Consider the following 19,335-nt stretch of genomic DNA (forward strand, 5'->3'; position numbering starts at 1 on the left):
AAAAAAACCACGCCGAAGCGTGGTTTTCATGTTTTATATGGATATTGAAGTTATTCTTTTATCACTTCTACTTTCTCAATGATTTTTTCAATTTCACCATTCTCTCCGATAGTAGATTTTTCGAATTCCTTAATAGCTTCTTCTACTTCAGCTTCAGTACCTTCAAAAACTCTTTCGTTGGTAACTGTCTCGCCATTTTCTACAGTAGTATATACTACAGTTGCTTGAGCCATATCTTCAGAAATAGACATCTCTACTTCAAAAGTATTTTCGTCTGCTAGAGCTGTTTCAGAATCGTGTCCTCCTAAGATTGGAGCAATAACTAAACCTACTAAACACGTTAACTTAATTAAGATGTTCATAGATGGTCCAGAAGTATCCTTGAATGGATCTCCAACTGTATCTCCAGTAACTGCTGCTTTGTGCGCATCAGAACCTTTGTATTCCATTTTACCATCAATCTCTACTCCAGCTTCAAAAGATTTCTTAGCGTTATCCCAAGCACCTCCAGCGTTGTTTTGGAAGATTGCCCACATCACACCGCTAACACAAACACCAGCCATATAACCTCCTAATGGTTCAGCTCCAAATAAAAGACCTATGATAATTGGTGTAATAATCGTAATCAATCCAGGTAAAAGCATTTCTTTAAGAGCAGCTTTAGTTGAAATATCAACACACTTAGCATACTCTGGAGTACCTGTTCCTTCCATAATTCCAGGAATCTCTCTAAACTGACGACGTACTTCTTGTACCATTTCCATCGCAGCTTTACCTACAGATTGCATTGCTAATGCTGAGAAGATTACAGGAATCATTCCTCCTACAAATAACATTGCTAATACATCTGCTTTAAAGATGTTAATTCCGTCAATTCCTGTAAACGTAACATAAGCAGCAAATAATGCTAAGGCAGTTAATGCTGCAGAAGCAATAGCAAATCCTTTACCAACAGCTGCAGTAGTATTACCTACTGAATCTAATATATCTGTACGCTCTCTAACATGAGGCTCTAGTTCACTCATTTCAGCTACACCACCTGCATTATCTGCAATAGGACCAAATGCATCGATCGCTAACTGCATCGCAGTAGTTGCCATCATTGCAGAAGCTGCTAATGCTACACCATAGAATCCTGCTAAAGCATACGATCCAAAGATGGCCGCAGCAAATAAGATAACAGATAAGAATGTAGATTTCATACCTACTGCAAGACCTGCAATAATATTAGTTGCAGCTCCAGTAGAACTATTTTTTACAATATCTAAAACAGGTTTCTTTCCTAAAGATGTATAGTAAGCCGTTACCACAGAGATCAAAGCACCTACGGCAAGACCAATACATGCCGCCCAAAATACATTCATAGACGATACATCTCTTAGACCTTCTCCAAAGAAGTTCATTTGCATAGTTTCTGGCAACATCCACTTAATTAAGAAGTAACTAGCAATTAGTGTTAATATAATTGAAGCCCAGTTTCCAGTATCTAATGCTTTTTGAACTTGAGATTCTTTAGCTTCATTGTTAGACACTTTTACTAAGAATGTTCCGATTATGGAAGCCAACACACCAACACCAGCAATGACTAGTGGTAGAAGAATAGGCCCCATATTATTGAATGCGTCTGTAAACTGAGTCGTTGCAGACATATCTTTAATCACATAATTTCCAAGTACCATAGCTGCTAATACAGTAGCTACATACGACCCAAAAAGGTCTGCTCCCATTCCTGCAACATCACCAACATTATCACCTACGTTATCAGCAATGGTAGCTGGGTTACGAGGATCATCTTCAGGGATACCAGCTTCAACCTTACCTACTAGGTCAGCACCTACATCGGCAGCTTTTGTATAGATTCCACCACCTACACGCGCAAATAAAGCAATCGATTCAGCACCCAGAGAGAATCCAGCTAACGTTTCTAGAACTACAGTCATGTTCCCATAGAAACCGCCTTCAGCTCCCATAAACTGCCCTAAAAAGAACCAGAATAATAAGCTCAATCCTAATACAGCTAAACCAGCAACACCAAGTCCCATTACTGTTCCACCACCAAAAGATACTTTTAGTGCTTGAGGTAAACTTGTCTTTGCAGCTTCTGCTGTACGCGCATTAGCATCAGTAGCGATACGCATTCCAATGTTTCCTGCTAAAGCAGAGAACACAGCACCTATAATAAATGCAGGAACAATCATCCAGCTTGTAGACTCTACTATTGTAGATATTCCAAATAAAGCAGCTGATGCGATTACTACGAATATTAACAGTAAACGGTATTCAGCTCCAAGGAATGCCAAAGCACCTTCTTTGATAGCTTTAGAAATGCCTTTCATCTTGTCACTACCTGCATCTTGTTTCTTAACCCAAGACATTTTGATGAACATAAATAAAAGTCCTAAAATCGCCAATGCTATTGGCACGAAAATCATATTTGATTCCATAAATATTTCAATTAGTTATTTAGCTGCGCAAAAGTAGTAAAATCAACGAGAACTAAAAAAACCTTTCGCTCTGTGAGTGAAAGGTTTTCAAAGATTTAATATAGAATGTCTTTTAGATCGTAAAATCGCCGTTGGCTTTGTGTTCGCTATTTTCGTATCGCTCAACACATTTATTTAAAATATCGTACGCCTCTTTTGCGTCACCCCATCCACCAACATCGACCTTCTTCTTTTCTAGATCTTTATATACTTGGAAGAAATGCGTAATCTCTTTCTTCCTATGCTCATTAAGGTCTGTAATATCTTGATATGTATTCCAAATTGGGTCAGAAACCGGTACGCATACTAATTTTTCGTCTGGCCCTTTTTCATCTGCCATGTGGAATACTCCGATTGGCTTTACTTCCATTACGCACATTGGGAAAGTTGGTTCTGTACTCAATACCAATACATCCAATGGATCTCCATCCAAAGCTAAAGTTTCTGGGATAAAACCATAATTCCCTGGATACACCATGGATGAAAACAACATACGATCAAAACGGATTTTATGTAAATCGAAATCGTATTCATATTTGTTTCTACTCCCCTTTGGGATTTCTATTAGTACATCAAACGTCATTTTTCCTTTTGGACTCATAATTATCTCATCGTTAAATTAGGGCTGCAAAGATACACCTTTACCAAGGCTGCACAATTCTCAGCGTCTATATTTTACAATTTTTTTAAGAACTAAATACTGTATCTTGCGTCAACTAATTTAATCAGAATAATCATGCGTTTTATTTTAGCTATTGTATGCCTTTGTTTTACTGTAACTTCTTTTTCTCAAAGTCAACCCTGGAAAGGAAAATTTGAACCTATCGATGACCTTTTACCAACACCAAATTCATATAGAACAGCTAGTGGTGCTCCAGGAAAAGCCTATTGGCAACAACGTGCCGATTATAAGATTAAAGCTACTCTCGACGAAAAAAACAACACCATTAGTGGTGATGAAACCATAACCTACTACAATAATTCTCCTGATGACCTATCGTATCTATGGGTTCAATTGGAACAAAATGTAAACAAAAAAGGCAATGAAGATTTTGGTTATGCCTTTGGTGGAGTAAGAGATAACATGAATACTCGACACATGCAGTTTTTGACCAGAGCTATCGATTTCCCTGCTGGGTATTCAATTAAATATATTAAGGACGAAAATGGCAACAATATAAAGTCATTGGTTAATAACACCATGATGAAAGTATTGCTAGACAAACCACTAAAGTCTGGTGAGTCTATGTCATTCTCGATAGGATGGTCCTATCCTGTTACAGATCGCAGTATGTATTTATTGTCTCGTGAAGGATATGAATATTTCCCTGAAGATGATAATACTGTGTATCTGATTGCACATTGGTTTCCTAGAATGGCTGTGTATAACGACACAGAAGGATGGCAGAATAAGCAATTCCAAAAACTAGGTGAATTTGCCTTGGAATTTGGCGATTATGATGTAGAGCTTACTGTCCCAGCAGATCATTTGGTAGCTGCTACTGGGGAATTGAAAAATCCTAATGATGTTTTAACAAGAAAGCAACGCCAACGACTTGAAGAAGCTTCTAACTCATTTGATAAACCAGTAATGATTGTGACGCCAGAAGAAGCTAAAGAGAATGAAAAAGATAAAGCTTCAAAAACTAAAACCTGGAGAATGGTTGCCAAAAACGTACGTGATTTCGCTTGGGCTTCGTCTCGCAAATTCATTTGGGATGCACAAGCTGTGCAGTTACCTACTAATAAAGTTATGGCAATGTCTTTCTACCCTAATGAAGGATTACCTGTTTGGAGTGAAGAATCTACAAAAGCTATAATGCATGCATTAGAGGTATATTCTGAAGCGACTTTCGATTACCCATATCCAGTTTGTATCTCTGTAAATACATCAAACATTGGTATAGAATTTCCAATGATAAGTTTTAATGGTGGACGTCCAAGAAATGGAGAAATGAGCCAAGCTGCAAAAGCAGGGATGATTGGCACAATTATCCATGAGGTAGGTCATAATTGGTTCCCAATGATTGTGAGTTCTGATGAACGTCAATGGATGTGGATGGATGAAGGTTTAAACACTTTCCTGCACCAACGCACTGTTGAGGAGCGTTATCCAGATTTTAACCATACCACGCCAAAGAGTATTGTCAATTTCATGAAAGGTGATAAGAATATCCTAAGACCAATCATGACGACTTCGGATAATGATTTATTGAGCCAATTTGGAGCTAACTATTATCAAAAACCAACGGTCGGATTCCAAATGTTGCGCAATTCTATTGTTGGTAAAGAATTGTTTGATCAGGCTTTTAAAGAATATGCTAACCGCTGGAAGTATAAGCATCCAAATCCTGCAGATTTATTTAGAACTTTAGAAGATGCCACAGCTGTGGATCTAGATTGGTTCATCAGAGGATGGTTTTATACTACGGATAATGTTGACATAGAATTGGCTGACGTTAAATGGTTCCAAGTGCAACCTGAAGTAAGTATTGAGGACAAGCAGAAACAGGGCAATCTTAATGTTGCTGCAGAAAATGAAGGCGAAAAAGCTAAAGACTTTTCATCTGGCCCAGAGATGATTAATATGGTAACAACTCCAGATGCCAGTTATGGTCAGTTCTTATCTAGAATAGATGAAGCTGGTGTAAGAAAGCAAGTTGAAGGAAAGAACATTTATGAAATCACTGTTAAAAATAATGGTGGTTTAGTAATGCCAGTTGTTATAGAATGGCAATACACCGATGGCACTACAGAAATAGACCGTCTGCCTGCTGAAGTATGGAGAACTAACGAGTACCAAACAACGAAGACTTTTATAAAGGATAAAGAAGTTGCCAAAGTTGTTGTAGATCCAAATGGTGAGTTTGCAGATGTTGACAATGCAAATAATAGCTTCCCGAAGGTGGATGAAGCTTCAGATTTTGATAAATTTAAAGACAGTAAGAAGAATTAACTTAATGTCGTCATCGTTACAAGAGTGTATATCTAGTCAAATAAGCATAGACAAATTATCATTGGATGATATTTTGTCAAACTTCGAAACCGTTCATCTTAAGAAAGGTGATTACTTGCTTCAAGCTGGTTCTATTTGTAGAGAGATGGCCTTTATAGAATCTGGCTATCTCAGAATGTATGATATTGCAGATGGAAAAGAAATAACGTTCTGGATTGGCAGTTCAGGGAAATTTATCACCTCGCTTTCAAGCTTTGTGTTTCAAACCAGCAACTTTTGGAATATCCAAGCCGTGACTGATTGTAAGCTACAAGTCATTAATAGAACGCAGCACTTTCAGCTATGTGAAACTCAACCAAAATGGTTAGAGTTCGATAATCTGTTGTTAGCACATTCTTTTGCTTTGCTCGAACAAAGTATGTTTGCACAATTGCATACCACTGCGCAGCAACGATTTGAAAATCTGCTACACAATGAGCCCGATCTTTTCAATAATGTTCCGCTTCAATATATAGCTTCGATGATTGGTATTACGCCTGAGTCTCTAAGTAGATTAAGAAAAAACCTATCCAATTCTATTTCTTAACATTTGTCAAGAGTAATCTGACTCGTAATCATAAACTTTGTCAAAAGTTATATTATGAATCAGTTACAAAAAGCATTGACCATAAATGCTATCTTTTCGGGATTATCAGGAGTTATTTTAGTAATCACAAGCACATACATTGCTCAGCTTTTTAAGGTTGAAAACAATACTCCTTTTTGGATTATTGGACTAGCATTAATCTTCTTTTCGGGAACTATAGTGTATGAAATAAAACGACTCAAGCCTTCAGGTGTATTATCAATAATCATCCAAGATATTATTTGGGTTATTGGCAGTATTGTGCTTTTAATGTTTCAGCCTTTTGAAATCTCTAAAACTGGGAATGCCATTATCGCTATTATTGCCTTCATTGTATTACTCATGGCAATACACCAGGCCGTTGCTCTAAAAAAATCATCTCGGATTGAAAAACAGTCTGCGAGCAGTTAGAAACCCCATTAATTCAAACTCAACATTTACAGCAGATTAAGTACAGTTTTTTCTTTGTTAAAAGCGTTAAAAATCTTAGCATTTATCCTATAAATTAGTATTTTACAGAAAAGCAATATTTGATAAATCAATTTAAGATGAAGACACTACTCAAATTTTTTCTGTTTGTGCCATTACTTCTTGTGGGTTGTTCCTCTGATGATAGTAACCGAAACGCTGGAGAAAGTGTTGGCTTTGATAGTTTTTTGTCCTTCTCTTTTGAAGGGAATACAGATACAAAAGACGCTATTGAAACCGTAGTTAGAGAAACTCTGATTTTGGTAAACGCAAGGATGTCTTTAGAGGACATCAACATTATAGTAAGCAGTACACCAGCCAGTATCATTCCTGAAATCGGTATTGGTGGTTCCAGTCCTAATGGTTTCGATATATTAATGTCAGTAGATTTAGACTTTCCTAATTTGGCAAATTCCATCGCTAATGAATTTGGTCCCTTGTTAGCGCATGAAATGCATCATGCTAAACGACAACGTTCCACTGAAGGATATGGTACTACATTATTTGAAGCCTGTGTATCCGAAGGACTTGCCGATTGCTTCTCTATGGAAGTGTTTGATATAGATCCACCAATATGGTCAGTAGCACTTGCCGAAGCAGATTTAGAAGCTTGGATTAATTCGGCTGAGCAAACCTGGGATGATGATAACTACAATCACCCAGAGTGGTTTTTTGGAACCAGTGCCAATATTCCGAGGTGGACAGGCTATTCCATAGGTTACAAACTTGTGAAAGACTATCTTGTCATCAATACAGACCAAGAACCCTCTGATTTGTATGATGAACCTGCAGATTCTTTCTTGGAAGATTGATCATAAAACGTCTTTTACAACAGTGAATTGACGAAATCGTTTTCGACGATTTTTTTAGCATTTTAGGGTGATAAACCAAAAAATTGTCTCTAGTTTTACAATACCAGAACACGAGATTATGGAGACAACTTTTGGTATAGATGCTATAGATTATTACGTTCCGCAGTTAGTATTACCTATCGAAAAACTGGCGATAGCCAGAGATATTATTCCTGCTAAATTAGAAAAAGGACTTGGGTTAAAATCTATGGCTTTGGTCGATGTCAATGAAGATGCTGCATCGATGGCAGCAAATGCACTTCTAAATTTAATTGAGAATAATAATATCGACCCTACTACGATTGGTCGTGTTTATTTAGGTACCGAAAGCGCCGTAGATGGTTCCAAACCCACAGCGACATATGCCCTTGGTACTGTTGAACAAAAACTTAGCGACAAGTATGGTGAACGCTGTTTTAAGCATTGCGATGTTGTAGATTTAACTTTTGCCTGTGTTGGTGCCGTGGATGCTATGGAAAATTGTCTGGACTGGGTTAGAGCGAAACCTTCTCGGAAAGCTATAGTCATTGCTTCAGATATAGCGAAATACGAATTAGCTTCTTCTGGTGAGTACACGCAAGGTGCAGGTGCCGTTGCTGTTTTAATCACTAGCAATCCAAAGATTTTAACCTTTAGTGACACCATAGGTGTTAGTATGGAACATGTTGGGGATTTCTTCAAACCGAGGCGAAGTGTATCCAATAACGAATTGCAAAGTTTAAGCGTTCAAGAGATTACAAAAAGCTCTAAGGAACGTATGGAACTTTTCTTTGAAGAACCTGTTTTTGATGGGTATTATTCCAATGAATGTTATCAAAATAGAATTCATGAAGCACTAGAACATTTTCAAACACAAAAAGAGGTCGATTTCTTGACGGATTGGGATTACTTTGTTTTTCATTTGCCGTATGCCTATCAAGGCCGTCGTATGATTTTAGACATTTGGCTACAATGGCTAGCACAAAAAGGTCTTATGAGCACTCTAGAAACTGAGATAGGCGCTAAAGACTCCATGGAACATAAAGACTGGAAACGAGCAGCATCAAAGTCTTCATTGTATCGTCAATTTGTGAATGATAAAATAGCGGATGGTGAAGTGGCTTCTGGAGAAATAGGAAACATGTACACGGCTTCAATTTTTATGTCTCTTCTTAGCGTTTTACAAGTCTCACTAGAGAATGACAAGGCTATTACTGGTAAAACCATTGGGTTCCTTAGTTATGGAAGTGGTTCAAAATCTAAAGTATTTGAAGGCACAGTATCTCCTGAATGGAAATCTCGAATTAAGCACCTCAACCTGTTTAAGAATTTAGAAGGTCGACAAGAAATAGATTTCGACACTTATGAAAAACTTCATAATGCTTCAATTGCAAACCCTGTAGCTTTAGAAAAACAGATTGTGCTTTCCGAAATTTCTAATGAAGCGAATAAGGAAGGGTTTCGGTATTATAATTAGAAGTAAAACCCAAAGCTTCCTGTAACACCAAAGCGTCTGGCACCAGGATTGTCTAAATAGTTTCCTCTAAAGTTGAAGTCTATTCTAAAGACTTTGAAGATGTTTCCGATACCGAAGCTATATTCATAATAAATTCTATCGTCTGGTGCTATCAACGGAAACTCTTGTGGATTTCCTGTAGTACTCAGGTTGATGTTATCTTGAGACAATTCACCCCAAACACCTCTTAATCCAAGTATGGCTCTAAGATTGTATTTCTTTAGGAATGGAATTCTAGAGAAAATGCGTCCATTAAAGTTATGCTCTATGTGCATTGACGTATACGTATCTGTCACAAATTCGTAGAAGTCTAACTGCGGAAAGGTATTATAGATAGAGAAAAACGTTTGGTTTCCTGGCACCACACTAAGCAGTCCAAGAGGTACATCGCCAAAGGTTTTCCCGGCTTCAATAGTAGTATACAGCCTACCAAATCCTCCGACTTGCCAAGGTTGTAAATAAGAGAACTGAACTTTGGTATAATCGAAATCACTATTAAACCAATTTCGGTCTCCTCTACTAATTTGTGCAAATAGTCGAGCAAAATTATCGTTCGCTTCTTTTCGCTCTACACCAAATCCTGTCATTTTTCGCTTCGGAAAGTAGGATAAGGATATTGACGATTCAAATTGCTTAATCTCTGAAGATACTCCTGTAGGCGATTCTGGGTCATTGTAAGCTAAACTAAAGGTTGGAGAAGCGGACTCTAATGTTCGATAGTTATTGCTCCACCTAACTACAAAATTCCGGACAGGTTCTAATTCTACTGACAACGTCGTTAAGTTAATACTAGTTAACTTATCGTTAGCACCTGTACCAACGACTGAAGACGAGGCGAGACTTCGACCAAGTACATCCGTAGATGTTGTTAAACTGGCACCAATTTGTTCGACGTCCCTTCGATTTCCACCAGAAATGATAAGTCGGTTCTTTTTGTCTAGTAATACTTTACCAGAAATACCGTACTTAAATTTATCATCCTTAAACCCATAAGCCACAAACCCTTCTAATCTCCATAAATCATTTGGTCCAAAATAGGTACGTCCTCCTGTGCGTAATCTCAATCCTTCCACCTCGTTAAACCCAAATGTTGAAAAGATTGGTCCGTAGTCAAAATTGATACTTGGGAATTCAATATATCCTGAAGCTAAAATGCTACCAATATTATAGAGTGTTTTGAACTTCTTTACGGTCTTTAAAGTGTCCAACATCTTATAAACACCACGTTCATCTTTATTAAGCTCTTCTAATCGATTCTTCTCCCAAAACTCATCGTCTCTATTATAAACATCCTGATCATAATTGTAAACCTCTTCATCATAGAACTCTTCATCCTTGGGCTGATCAAAGACATAATTATTGTAAAGCGTTGTTCTTTTACCATAAACTCCTCTAGACTTTTCTTTCTTATTCAAAGCGAAGTCAGAGAGCATGTAATCGCGTTTTATCAGGAATAAAGAATCATTCAACACATCGAACTCTTGCTCTATATAGATTTCTTTTACCCAGTTGATGTTAGCACTTTTTGAAGCTTGAAGATTAATATCTTTAATCGCATAGGTAGAATCGCTCACCCAAAAATCACCTTTAAAGGTCAGTTCGTTTTTACGTCTTGGATAATAGATAATATTATAACACCACTTATTATCGATATAAGCACTATCTGAAAGCACATAATTATAGGTTTGAACACCAGCCTTCCCAACTGGACTTACAAAGCTTTTATCGAAAAACTTTAAGTAATTATCGTAGACATTAAAATCTGAATACAGGTCACCAACAAAATCAATAATCACCTGATTATTACTGAATCCAGAATTCTTATTTCCGCGCAAGTCTATTTTCTCCTTGTTGATTGTATTATCACCATAAACAGTACTTACAGCTTCATTGATAAAAATTGGCAAGTATGTTTTTCCGGTTACTCTAGAGGTATCAACTTCTTCGAAAACAAACTCCATACCTCTAAAGAGCCTACTCTTTATCAAAGCACTATCTATAGTATTGAGATCGAATTCTACTTTCTCATATTTATCATACTGATACTGCTTAAACTGTTTGAGTCCATTTTGCCGTTTGCGTTCCCACACTTTTTTTAGAAGCGCAATTGCTGGGTTTTCCGAGGCTTTTTTGGATTGCTTTCCTGCAGCAATAACTACTGCATCTAGTGCTTCTGCTTCTTCCTTTAGCGTGAAATTAAGATCATAATTAACCTTCTTGTCTAATGCAATTTCTAAGGTTTCATATCCTAGAAATGATACCACTAATGTCGTCCATGTATTTTCTGATTCTAAGTAAAAGCGACCATTTTCATTGGTAATCGTTCCTTCGGTAGTATCTTTGAACAGTACATTAGCAAATGCCACAGGATCGCCATTTTCGTCGTAAACGTGACCACTAACTTTAGTCTGGGAAAAAACGGAACCAATTCCGAAGCAAAAGAAAAAAAGAAGTAAAAAATTCCTCATATAGCAAAAAACTTCATCAACAATCATGCAAATGAAGTTTACATAACGCAAAAAATTGCAAATTATTTATTTGTACATCACTTTTTTGACCGCTTTGATAACATCATTGTGGTTTGGCAACCACTCTGCCAGCAATACTGGCGAATAAGGTGCTGGCGTATCTGCGGTATTTATTTTTTCAATTGGTGCATCTAAGTAATCAAAAGCTTGAGATTGTACTTGATATGTAATCTCAGTTGCCACGTTACCAAAAGGCCACGCTTCTTCAAGAATAACTAAGCGATTTGTCTTTTTAACCGAATTCAAGATAGCATCATGATCCATCGGGCGAACTGTTCTAAGGTCGATAATTTCACAAGAAATACCTTCTTTTTCTAATTCATCAGCAGCTTTATAAGCTTCCTTAATAATCTTCCCGAAGGATACAATCGTTACATCAGTTCCTTCCCGCTTAATATCAGCCACACCAATAGGAATAGTGTACTCTCCTTCCGGCACTTCACCTTTATCTCCATACATTTGCTCACTCTCCATAAAGATAACTGGGTCGTCATCTCTAATTGCAGATTTTAATAAGCCTTTTGCATCATATGGATTTGAAGGCACGATAACTTTCAAACCGGGTGTGTTGGCATACCAACTCTCAAAAGCTTGCGAATGCGTTGCTGCCAACTGACCAGCAGAAGCCGTTGGACCTCTAAAAACAATCGGACATTTAAATTGACCTCCAGACATTTGTCTGATCTTTGCCGCATTGTTTATGATTTGATCAATTCCAACCAGTGAGAAGTTAAACGTCATAAACTCTACGATTGGTCTGCAACCGGTCATTGTTGAACCAACACCAATGCCAGCAAAACCAAGTTCTGCAATTGGTGTATCGATAACACGCTTTTCTCCAAATTCATCAAGCATTCCTTTAGATGCTTTATAAGCACCATTATATTCCGCTACTTCCTCTCCCATTAAATAGATACTCTCATCTCGGCGCATCTCTTCGCTCATTGCTTCAGCTATAGCTTCTCTAAATTGAATTGTTTTCATCTGCAAATTTTAAGAAGAACAAAAATAGTAGAAAAGAGTGTCTTATTAAAGTTGAATGATTTAAAAATTTATTATGCATGCATAGTATTTTTTACAAATAAAATAAGTACCTTCGTAGCCTCTTAAAAATTACTTATCAAAAAACTATATTATAATGAAAATTTTAGTGTGTATTAGTCACGTTCCTGATACAACTTCTAAGATCAATTTTACAGATGGTGATACAAAATTTGACACCAATGGTGTGCAGTTTGTAATCAACCCAAATGATGAGTTTGGTCTTACAAGAGCTATGTGGTTTAAGGAAAAGCAAGGTGCTTCTGTAGATGTTGTTAATGTTGGTGGTCCAGAAACTGAGCCAACCCTAAGAAAAGCATTGGCTATTGGTGCTGATGGTGCTATTAGAGTGAATACTCCTGCTACTGACGGTTTTGCTGTTGCAAAGCAATTAGCAAATGTTGTTAACAATGGTGGTTACGATTTAGTCATTGCTGGTCGTGAGTCAATTGATTACAATGGAGGTATGGTACCTGGAATGTTAGCTGGTCTTATAGACGCCAACTTTGTAGCGAATTGTATTAGTCTCGAAGTTGATGGAACTTCTGCAAAAGCAGTTAGAGAAATTGATGGTGGAAAAGAAACGGTAAATACATCGCTTCCATTAGTTATTGGAGGTCAAAAAGGATTAGTCGAAGAAAGTGATCTTCGTATTCCTAACATGAGAGGGATTATGATGGCACGTAAAAAACCGTTAAATGTGGTCGAGCCTGTTGATGCTTCAGAAGAAACAGCTTCAGCTAAGTTTGAAAAGCCAGCGCCTAAAGGTGCTGTTAAGCTTGTCGATGCAGGAAATATAGATGAATTAGTAAGCTTGCTTCACAATGAAGCTAAAGTGATTTAACATATTAAAAAAGAACACATGTCAGTTTTAGTATATACAGAGTCCGACAAAGGACAATTCAAAAAAGTAGCTTTTGAAGTTGCGTCTTACGCTAAAGCCGTTGCAGATCAGTTAGGCACTTCAGTTACAGCAGTAAGCATTAATGCAAACGACACTAGTGCTTTAGGAAATTACGGTGTAGATAAAGTATTAGAAATCAATGATGGTGGTTTAGACACTTTTAACGCTAAAGGATACGCCTCTGCAATTGCTCAAGCGGCAGAAAAGGAAGGTGCACAAGTCGTAGTGATAAGTTCTACAGCAGACAGCAGGTATCTAGCGCCTCTATTAGCTGTAAACCTTAATGCTGGTTATGCATCAAATGTTGTTGAAGCGCCTTCTAGTACAGCACCATTTACGGTAAAGCGCACTGCATTCACCAATAAAGCATTCAATCATAGTACTATAAACACAGCTGTAAAATTAGTTGGTGTTTCTAACAATTCTTTTGGTCTTGTAGAAACTTCGGGAAGCGCTTCATCTGAAGCATTTTCACCTTCAATATCAGGTTCTGGAGTTACTGTTGAATCTGTAGATAAAGCTACAGACAAAGTGACTATCGCTGATGCAGAAATCGTTGTTTCTGGTGGTCGTGGATTAAAAGGTCCTGAAAACTGGGGAATGGTCGAAGAACTTGCAGATGTCCTTGGAGCAGCTACAGCTTGCTCTAAGCCAGTAAGTGATCTTGGATGGCGTCCTCATAGCGAGCACGTTGGACAAACAGGTAAACCAGTAGCTTCTAACCTTTATATTGCTATTGGTATTTCTGGCGCTATTCAGCATTTAGCAGGTATTAACGCTTCCAAAGTAAAAGTCGTAATCAACACTGATCCTGAGGCTCCGTTCTTTAAAGCGGCGGACTATGGCGTTGTTGGAGATGCTTTTGAAGTGGTGCCAGCACTTATCGAAAAATTAAAGGAATTTAAGGCGCAAAACGCATAAATTTATTAACTTGTATAAGTAAAAGGACTGTTTAGATAGGTAAAAATTGCCAATTCTGTTTAGGCAGTTGGTAAAGTCCAAATTTAAACAGTTCTTTGCATTTATCGAATTATGAGCTTAGTGCGTCTAAATATAAAGGGGATTTCTTATAGCCAAACCCAAAATGGTGCTTACGCACTTATTTTAAATGAAGTTGATGGCGAGCGTAAATTACCAATCGTTATTGGTGCTTTTGAAGCACAATCCATTGCTATCGCGTTAGAAAAAGAAATAAGACCTCCTCGCCCATTAACCCATGACCTTTTCAAGAATTTTGCTGATCGATTTGACATTGTTGTAAAACAGGTCATAATCCACAAATTGGTCGATGGTGTATTTTATTCTAGTTTGATTTGCGAACGCGATAAAATTGAAGAGATCATTGATGCTAGAACGAGTGATGCTATAGCATTAGCGTTGCGTTTCGATGCTCCAATTTTCACTTACAAAAATATTCTTGATAAAGCTGGCATTTACCTTAAGGTGAACCCGAAATCTGAAGAAGAAACTCAAGAAGACAGTATTCTTGTGGACGATCTTGTTGCTGAAGAAGTAGACGCCAGTCTTAATGAAGATTATAAAGACAAAACACTCAAAGAATTACATACCTTGCTCAACGAAGCGGTTGCCAATGAAGACTACGAAAAGGCTGCCAAGATAAGGGATGAAATTTCCAAACGTTAATCCAAGACTCTATGAAACATGTTTTTTTAGCCTTTGTTGCTATTTTTTTTGGAATTACCTCAAACCTCGCACAAGATCTAAACAAAACATGGCAATTCGATGCTATTGAAAATGCTTCTGGGGAATCTCTTTTCTCAATTAGTGATAATGATAGTATATCATTCAATAATGGTGAATTCTCTTATTTCTTAGAAGCAAAAGATAACCTCAAAGCTTCAGGAGACTATATACACCAAAACAATCTTTTGGTGTTTTACTATACAAAGCCAACAGATACCATACGACGATATAAAATCACTGAACATACAGATTCTACGCTCGTATTTACTGAAAACAATGTTGCTTATAAGTTTAAGACACTACACCCTAAAACTGTTTTAGTCGAGGATAGTAAAAAAGAAGATGCTACCGTAGCATCCGTAATTCCTAGCCAAGGCTTTTCCCTTAATAGTTTATGGAGAGGCGCTTTAGGAATGATTACTTTAATTTTCATTGCCTTTTTGTTCAGCAGTAATCGTAAAGCTATAAATTGGAAAGTAGTAGGTCTAGGTCTTTCCTTCCAATTACTTATTGCTATTGGTGTTTTGAAAGTGCCTTTCATCAAAAAAATATTTGAGTGGGTTGGAAGCCTCTTTGTAAGCGTGCTTGATTTTACTAGAGCTGGTAGTAAGTTTTTATTTGAAGGTTTGGTGGTAGACATGGATACATTCGGGTTTATTTTCGCCTTTCAAGTATTGCCAACCATCATTTTCTTCTCAGCCTTAACGTCTTTATTATTCTATTTGGGAATTATTCAGAAAGTAGTAAAAGCTATGGCGTGGCTACTCTCTAAGGCATTAAAGATTTCTGGAGCTGAAAGTTTGAGTGTCGCTGGTAACATATTCTTAGGTCAGACTGAAGCGCCATTATTGATTAAGGCGTATTTAGAAAAAATGAATAAATCTGAAATCCTATTGGTAATGATTGGTGGAATGGCCACAGTGGCTGGTGCTGTATTGGCAGCTTATATAGGATTTTTAGGTGGTGAAGATGAAGCCTTGAGATTATTCTATGCCAAGCATTTATTAGCCGCTTCTGTAATGGCTGCTCCTGGTGCGATCGTAATTTCAAAAATATTATATCCACAAACTGAACCTGTAAACACGGATGTAAGAGTTTCTCAAGAAAAAATTGGTGCTAATATACTCGATGCTATTGCTAACGGTACTACGGAAGGGCTTCGTCTAGCGGTTAATGTAGGTGCAATGTTATTAGTATTTGTGGCGTTTATTGCTATGCTTAATGGTATTCTTGGATGGGTTGGAGATATTACCTCCCTTAATGATATAATTGCAGCTAATACGCCTTATGATAGTTTATCATTAGAATTACTTCTGGGTTATTTGTTTGCGCCATTAATGTGGCTCATCGGTGTTGCTAAAGAAGATATGGCCTTGATGGGACAGTTACTTGGAATTAAATTAGCGGCAAGTGAATTTATTGGCTATATACAATTAGCCGATTTGAAGAATGTAGCAAACGCCACTCATCTTACTTATAATAAATCTATTATCATGGCGACTTACATGTTGTGTGGATTTGCCAACTTTGCCTCTATAGGAATTCAAATTGGTGGTATTGGGTCTCTAGCTCCAGGTCAACGCAAACAATTATCTATTTTTGGAATGAAAGCCTTAATTGGTGGTACTATAGCCTCACTGATTTCTGCAACTATTGCAGGAATGATTATTGGATAAAACAGTTAATAACTTTTAATATCATTAGAAGCCTTAAGCAGTTCTGTTTAAGGCTTTTTTCTATTTTAGCATCATGTCATGCTGAACTGTTAGACTGAGCATAGTCGAAGTTCAGATTCAGCATCTTTTCCTCAAAACATTGGTTTAATTTAATGAGATTCCTGCCTTCGCAGGACATGAATATGAAGCAATATCACGACTTAGTAAAACATGTTTTAGAACATGGTAATGAAAAAGGAGATCGCACAGGAACAGGTACTAAAAGTGTGTTTGGGTATCAAATGCGTTTCGATTTGAGCGAAGGATTTCCAATGGTAACTACAAAAAAACTACACCTTAAATCTATCGTATATGAATTGTTATGGTTTTTGAAAGGTGATACTAATGTAAAGTACCTTCAAGAGAATGGTGTCCGCATCTGGAACGAATGGGCTGATGACAATGGTGATCTTGGTCCTGTCTATGGTCACCAATGGCGTAATTGGAATAGTGATGATATAGATCAGATTAAGGAGGTAATTCACACGCTAAAACATAATCCAAACAGTAGACGTATGCTAGTGTCTGCTTGGAATCCTTCAGTATTACCAGATACTTCTGTTTCTTTTAGTGAAAATGTAGCCGACGGCAAAGCTGCTTTACCACCTTGTCATGCATTCTTTCAATTTTATGTAGCAGATGGCAAGTTGTCTTGTCAACTCTATCAACGTAGTGCAGATATCTTTTTGGGAGTCCCTTTCAATATTGCTTCTTACGCATTATTCACGATGATGATGGCACAAGTTTGTGGTTACCAACCAGGTGATTTCATCCATACATTTGGAGATGCTCATATCTATAGCAATCATATGGAACAATTGGAGCTGCAGTTATCTCGCGATCCTCGTCCGCTTCCAAAAATGGTTTTAAATCCTGAAGTAAAAGATATTTTCAATTTCAAGTTTGAAGATTTTACACTTCTAGATTACGATCCGCATCCACACATAAAAGGTGTTGTTGCTGTATAGAAATAAAAAAAGCACCTTTTTCAAGGTGCTTTTTCTTTAACTTAAAACTCCAGTCCTTATAGGTTAAGTACACCGTTTTCGGTAGCAAAAGTGTTCCAAGCATAAGCATCAGCTTGCTCATCGTTTTGCCATTCGCCATCAACTACATATTTGAATTCGTATGATTTTCCAGATTCTAAATCTACTGTAGTTTTGAATGTTCCGTTCTTTAGTTTTTTTAATGGTTCTGCTGTTGCATTCCACTCGTTCCAGTTTCCAGCTACTGTCACTTCACTGGCTTCCTCTGCAGGAACTGTAAATGTTACTTTACAAACTGGTTTACTCTTTAAGTATTGCTTTTTAATTGCCATGATTTCAAGATTGAATTCAGAGCCAAATGTATATAAGAAAACTAGCCCTTCAAACCAATTGTAAAACTAAAATCTGAGAATTATCATTTTGACAAAATAGAAATCATATTTTTTTAAAATCAATAAAATTACCACACCAAAAATGGCATATTATCAATAGTCTAACGTATTGATTTTTAGTGTTTTTTAAACGAAAACGTTTGCGAAAGTTCGAAGATTTCCTGATCAAAAAATCATTACAACGTTTGCGTAAAAACCTTTACCTTTATCGTAAGATTTTATTGATATGTTTGGTAAGAAAAAACACGTCCCTCAAATAGATAAAGAACAATTAGAACTCATTCAAAATGCTCAAAAACGCATTAAGCAAAAAAAGCGTTTATATGTTCATTTTGTTATTTTCTTAATCGGAGCTGTTTTCCTTTTAATAGCGCAGACTGTTCTTGGTATTGGGGAAGACACTAAGATTTTTGGAATCGAATGGTTTGTCTACGCCATCATGGCTTGGTTATTCTTATTTGTCTATCATCTATTTAATGTTTTTGTAACTCATAAGTTTATGGGCAAAGCATGGGAAGAACAACAATTAGATAAATTGGTAGCTCAACAAAAGCAACGTATAGAGAAGTTAAAATCTAAAGTTGAAAAAGAGCATCTTATCCCTGAAGCAACAGTCGAAGTAGAACCTGAAACTCCTCAACTTTCTAAGGAAAAAAAAAGATCTGAACTAACTATTATTGTCGCTGCTGGTGAAAACAACGCCATAGGTAAAGACAACCAATTAATATGGCACTTAAGTGATGATCTTAAGAGGTTTAAGCAACTCACTTCTGGTCATCATATCATTATGGGAAGAAAAACCTTTGAAAGCTTTCCTAAGCCGCTTCCCAATCGTACTCACATTGTAATTACACATCAGGATCATTATAAGGCTCCTGATGGTGTTATCGTGGTTAACTCTCTTGAAGATGCTTTAGATGCTGCAAAAAAGGATAATCAACCCTTTATTATTGGTGGTGGCCAAATATACAAGCTGGCCTTGCCTTTAGCTGACAAGATCGAATTGACACGTGTGCATCACAGTTTTGAAGGTGCTGATACGTTCTTCCCAGACATAGATACTTCAGTTTGGAAAGAAATCAATAATACATTTCATAAGAAAGATGACAAGCACGATTATGAGTTTTCGTTCTTAACTTATGTAAGAGCATAAATATTCTTATTTTTGCAGCACAAAATTACTAGCT

General features: G+C 37.1%; 16 protein-coding genes. 11 read left to right on the forward strand and 5 right to left on the reverse strand.

The genetic code is table 11. The features are described from left to right. Window positions 1–50: 50 nt before the first annotated feature. Complete coding sequence (locus tag NCE97_RS10430) at window positions 51–2,444, reverse strand: sodium-translocating pyrophosphatase (protein ID WP_353779093.1); 2,394 nt, start codon at window positions 2,442–2,444, stop codon at window positions 51–53. 112 nt (window positions 2,445–2,556) lie between these two features. Next, complete coding sequence (locus tag NCE97_RS10435) at window positions 2,557–3,084, reverse strand: inorganic diphosphatase (protein ID WP_353779095.1); 528 nt, start codon at window positions 3,082–3,084, stop codon at window positions 2,557–2,559. 135 nt (window positions 3,085–3,219) lie between these two features. On the opposite strand from NCE97_RS10435, the gene NCE97_RS10440 reads away from it, so the two are divergent. The 5 genes from NCE97_RS10440 to NCE97_RS10460 all read left to right on the forward strand — a co-directional run bounded on the left by NCE97_RS10440 (window position 3,220) and on the right by NCE97_RS10460 (window position 8,839). After that, complete coding sequence (locus tag NCE97_RS10440) at window positions 3,220–5,439, forward strand: M1 family metallopeptidase (protein ID WP_353779097.1); 2,220 nt, start codon at window positions 3,220–3,222, stop codon at window positions 5,437–5,439. Between the two features lie 4 nt (window positions 5,440–5,443). Then, entirely contained in the window at window positions 5,444–6,025 is a 582-nt protein-coding gene (locus tag NCE97_RS10445; RefSeq protein ID WP_353779099.1) for a Crp/Fnr family transcriptional regulator, read from the forward strand. Between the two features lie 54 nt (window positions 6,026–6,079). Continuing rightward, window positions 6,080–6,475, forward strand: a complete 396-nt coding sequence (locus NCE97_RS10450) for a hypothetical protein (protein ID WP_353779100.1) — start codon at window positions 6,080–6,082, stop codon at window positions 6,473–6,475. A 137-nt stretch (window positions 6,476–6,612) separates the two neighbouring features. Beyond that, a complete protein-coding gene (locus NCE97_RS10455; protein WP_353779102.1) occupies window positions 6,613–7,344 on the forward strand; it encodes a DUF2268 domain-containing putative Zn-dependent protease in 732 nt (243 codons plus the stop codon). 118 nt (window positions 7,345–7,462) lie between these two features. Next, entirely contained in the window at window positions 7,463–8,839 is a 1,377-nt protein-coding gene (locus NCE97_RS10460; RefSeq protein WP_353779103.1) for a hydroxymethylglutaryl-CoA synthase family protein, read from the forward strand. Here NCE97_RS10460 and NCE97_RS10465 read toward each other — a convergent pair. Then, window positions 8,836–11,346, reverse strand: coding sequence for a DUF5686 and carboxypeptidase-like regulatory domain-containing protein (locus tag NCE97_RS10465; RefSeq protein ID WP_353779104.1), 2,511 nt, complete (start codon window positions 11,344–11,346; stop codon window positions 8,836–8,838). The two genes, NCE97_RS10460 and NCE97_RS10465, sit on opposite strands and share 4 nt — an antisense overlap. A 66-nt stretch (window positions 11,347–11,412) precedes the next feature. Further along, a complete protein-coding gene (locus NCE97_RS10470) occupies window positions 11,413–12,390 on the reverse strand; it encodes a pyruvate dehydrogenase complex E1 component subunit beta (protein WP_353779222.1) in 978 nt (325 codons plus the stop codon). A gap of 154 nt (window positions 12,391–12,544) precedes the next feature. On the opposite strand from NCE97_RS10470, the gene NCE97_RS10475 reads away from it, so the two are divergent. The 5 genes from NCE97_RS10475 (at window position 12,545) to NCE97_RS10495 (ending at window position 17,738) form a co-directional block, all read left to right on the forward strand. Beyond that, complete coding sequence (locus NCE97_RS10475) at window positions 12,545–13,291, forward strand: electron transfer flavoprotein subunit beta/FixA family protein (protein WP_353779106.1); 747 nt, start codon at window positions 12,545–12,547, stop codon at window positions 13,289–13,291. 18 nt (window positions 13,292–13,309) lie between these two features. Then, window positions 13,310–14,272 (forward strand): electron transfer flavoprotein subunit alpha/FixB family protein, encoded by a 963-nt coding sequence (locus tag NCE97_RS10480; RefSeq protein ID WP_353779107.1) that lies wholly within the window; start codon window positions 13,310–13,312, stop codon window positions 14,270–14,272. A 111-nt stretch (window positions 14,273–14,383) separates the two neighbouring features. Further along, window positions 14,384–14,995, forward strand: a complete 612-nt coding sequence (locus NCE97_RS10485) for a bifunctional nuclease family protein (protein ID WP_353779108.1) — start codon at window positions 14,384–14,386, stop codon at window positions 14,993–14,995. An 11-nt stretch (window positions 14,996–15,006) separates the two neighbouring features. After that, a complete protein-coding gene (locus NCE97_RS10490) occupies window positions 15,007–16,731 on the forward strand; it encodes a NupC/NupG family nucleoside CNT transporter (RefSeq protein ID WP_353779110.1) in 1,725 nt (574 codons plus the stop codon). Window positions 16,732–16,913: 182 nt separating this feature from the next. Continuing rightward, window positions 16,914–17,738 carry a thymidylate synthase gene (locus NCE97_RS10495; RefSeq protein WP_353779223.1) on the forward strand — a complete coding sequence of 275 codons (825 nt, stop codon included), beginning with the start codon at window positions 16,914–16,916 and terminating at the stop codon, window positions 17,736–17,738. Between the two features lie 56 nt (window positions 17,739–17,794). On the opposite strand, the gene NCE97_RS10500 is transcribed toward NCE97_RS10495, so the two are convergent. Further along, window positions 17,795–18,088: an isoamylase early set domain-containing protein gene (locus NCE97_RS10500; RefSeq protein WP_353779111.1), complete on the reverse strand. Its 294-nt coding sequence runs from the start codon at window positions 18,086–18,088 to the stop codon at window positions 17,795–17,797. A 286-nt stretch (window positions 18,089–18,374) separates the two neighbouring features. On the opposite strand from NCE97_RS10500, the gene NCE97_RS10505 reads away from it, so the two are divergent. Further along, window positions 18,375–19,301 carry a dihydrofolate reductase gene (locus NCE97_RS10505; protein ID WP_353779112.1) on the forward strand — a complete coding sequence of 309 codons (927 nt, stop codon included), beginning with the start codon at window positions 18,375–18,377 and terminating at the stop codon, window positions 19,299–19,301. Window positions 19,302–19,335: the final 34 nt, after the last annotated feature.

The sequence above is a fragment of the Winogradskyella sp. 3972H.M.0a.05 genome (genome assembly GCF_040493455.1).
Lineage (GTDB): Bacteria > Bacteroidota > Bacteroidia > Flavobacteriales > Flavobacteriaceae > Microcosmobacter.

Bases quoted from the DNA above. Each gene is read 5' to 3' on its own strand.
- NCE97_RS10485 (WP_353779108.1), top strand. From the start codon at position 14,384: ATGAGCTTAGTGCGTCTAAATATAAAGGGGATTTCTTATAGCCAAACC.
- NCE97_RS10430 (WP_353779093.1), bottom strand. From the start codon at position 2,444: ATGGAATCAAATATGATTTTCGTGCCAATAGCATTGGCGATTTTAGGA.
- NCE97_RS10490 (WP_353779110.1), top strand. From the start codon at position 15,007: ATGAAACATGTTTTTTTAGCCTTTGTTGCTATTTTTTTTGGAATTACC.
- NCE97_RS10460 (WP_353779103.1), top strand. From the start codon at position 7,463: ATGGAGACAACTTTTGGTATAGATGCTATAGATTATTACGTTCCGCAG.
- NCE97_RS10470 (WP_353779222.1), bottom strand. From the start codon at position 12,390: ATGAAAACAATTCAATTTAGAGAAGCTATAGCTGAAGCAATGAGCGAA.
- NCE97_RS10445 (WP_353779099.1), top strand. From the start codon at position 5,444: ATGTCGTCATCGTTACAAGAGTGTATATCTAGTCAAATAAGCATAGAC.
- NCE97_RS10500 (WP_353779111.1), bottom strand. From the start codon at position 18,088: ATGGCAATTAAAAAGCAATACTTAAAGAGTAAACCAGTTTGTAAAGTA.
- NCE97_RS10480 (WP_353779107.1), top strand. From the start codon at position 13,310: ATGTCAGTTTTAGTATATACAGAGTCCGACAAAGGACAATTCAAAAAA.
- NCE97_RS10435 (WP_353779095.1), bottom strand. From the start codon at position 3,084: ATGAGTCCAAAAGGAAAAATGACGTTTGATGTACTAATAGAAATCCCA.
- NCE97_RS10450 (WP_353779100.1), top strand. From the start codon at position 6,080: ATGAATCAGTTACAAAAAGCATTGACCATAAATGCTATCTTTTCGGGA.
- NCE97_RS10440 (WP_353779097.1), top strand. From the start codon at position 3,220: ATGCGTTTTATTTTAGCTATTGTATGCCTTTGTTTTACTGTAACTTCT.
- NCE97_RS10475 (WP_353779106.1), top strand. From the start codon at position 12,545: ATGAAAATTTTAGTGTGTATTAGTCACGTTCCTGATACAACTTCTAAG.
- NCE97_RS10505 (WP_353779112.1), top strand. From the start codon at position 18,375: ATGTTTGGTAAGAAAAAACACGTCCCTCAAATAGATAAAGAACAATTA.
- NCE97_RS10495 (WP_353779223.1), top strand. From the start codon at position 16,914: ATGAAGCAATATCACGACTTAGTAAAACATGTTTTAGAACATGGTAAT.
- NCE97_RS10455 (WP_353779102.1), top strand. From the start codon at position 6,613: ATGAAGACACTACTCAAATTTTTTCTGTTTGTGCCATTACTTCTTGTG.
- NCE97_RS10465 (WP_353779104.1), bottom strand. From the start codon at position 11,346: ATGAGGAATTTTTTACTTCTTTTTTTCTTTTGCTTCGGAATTGGTTCC.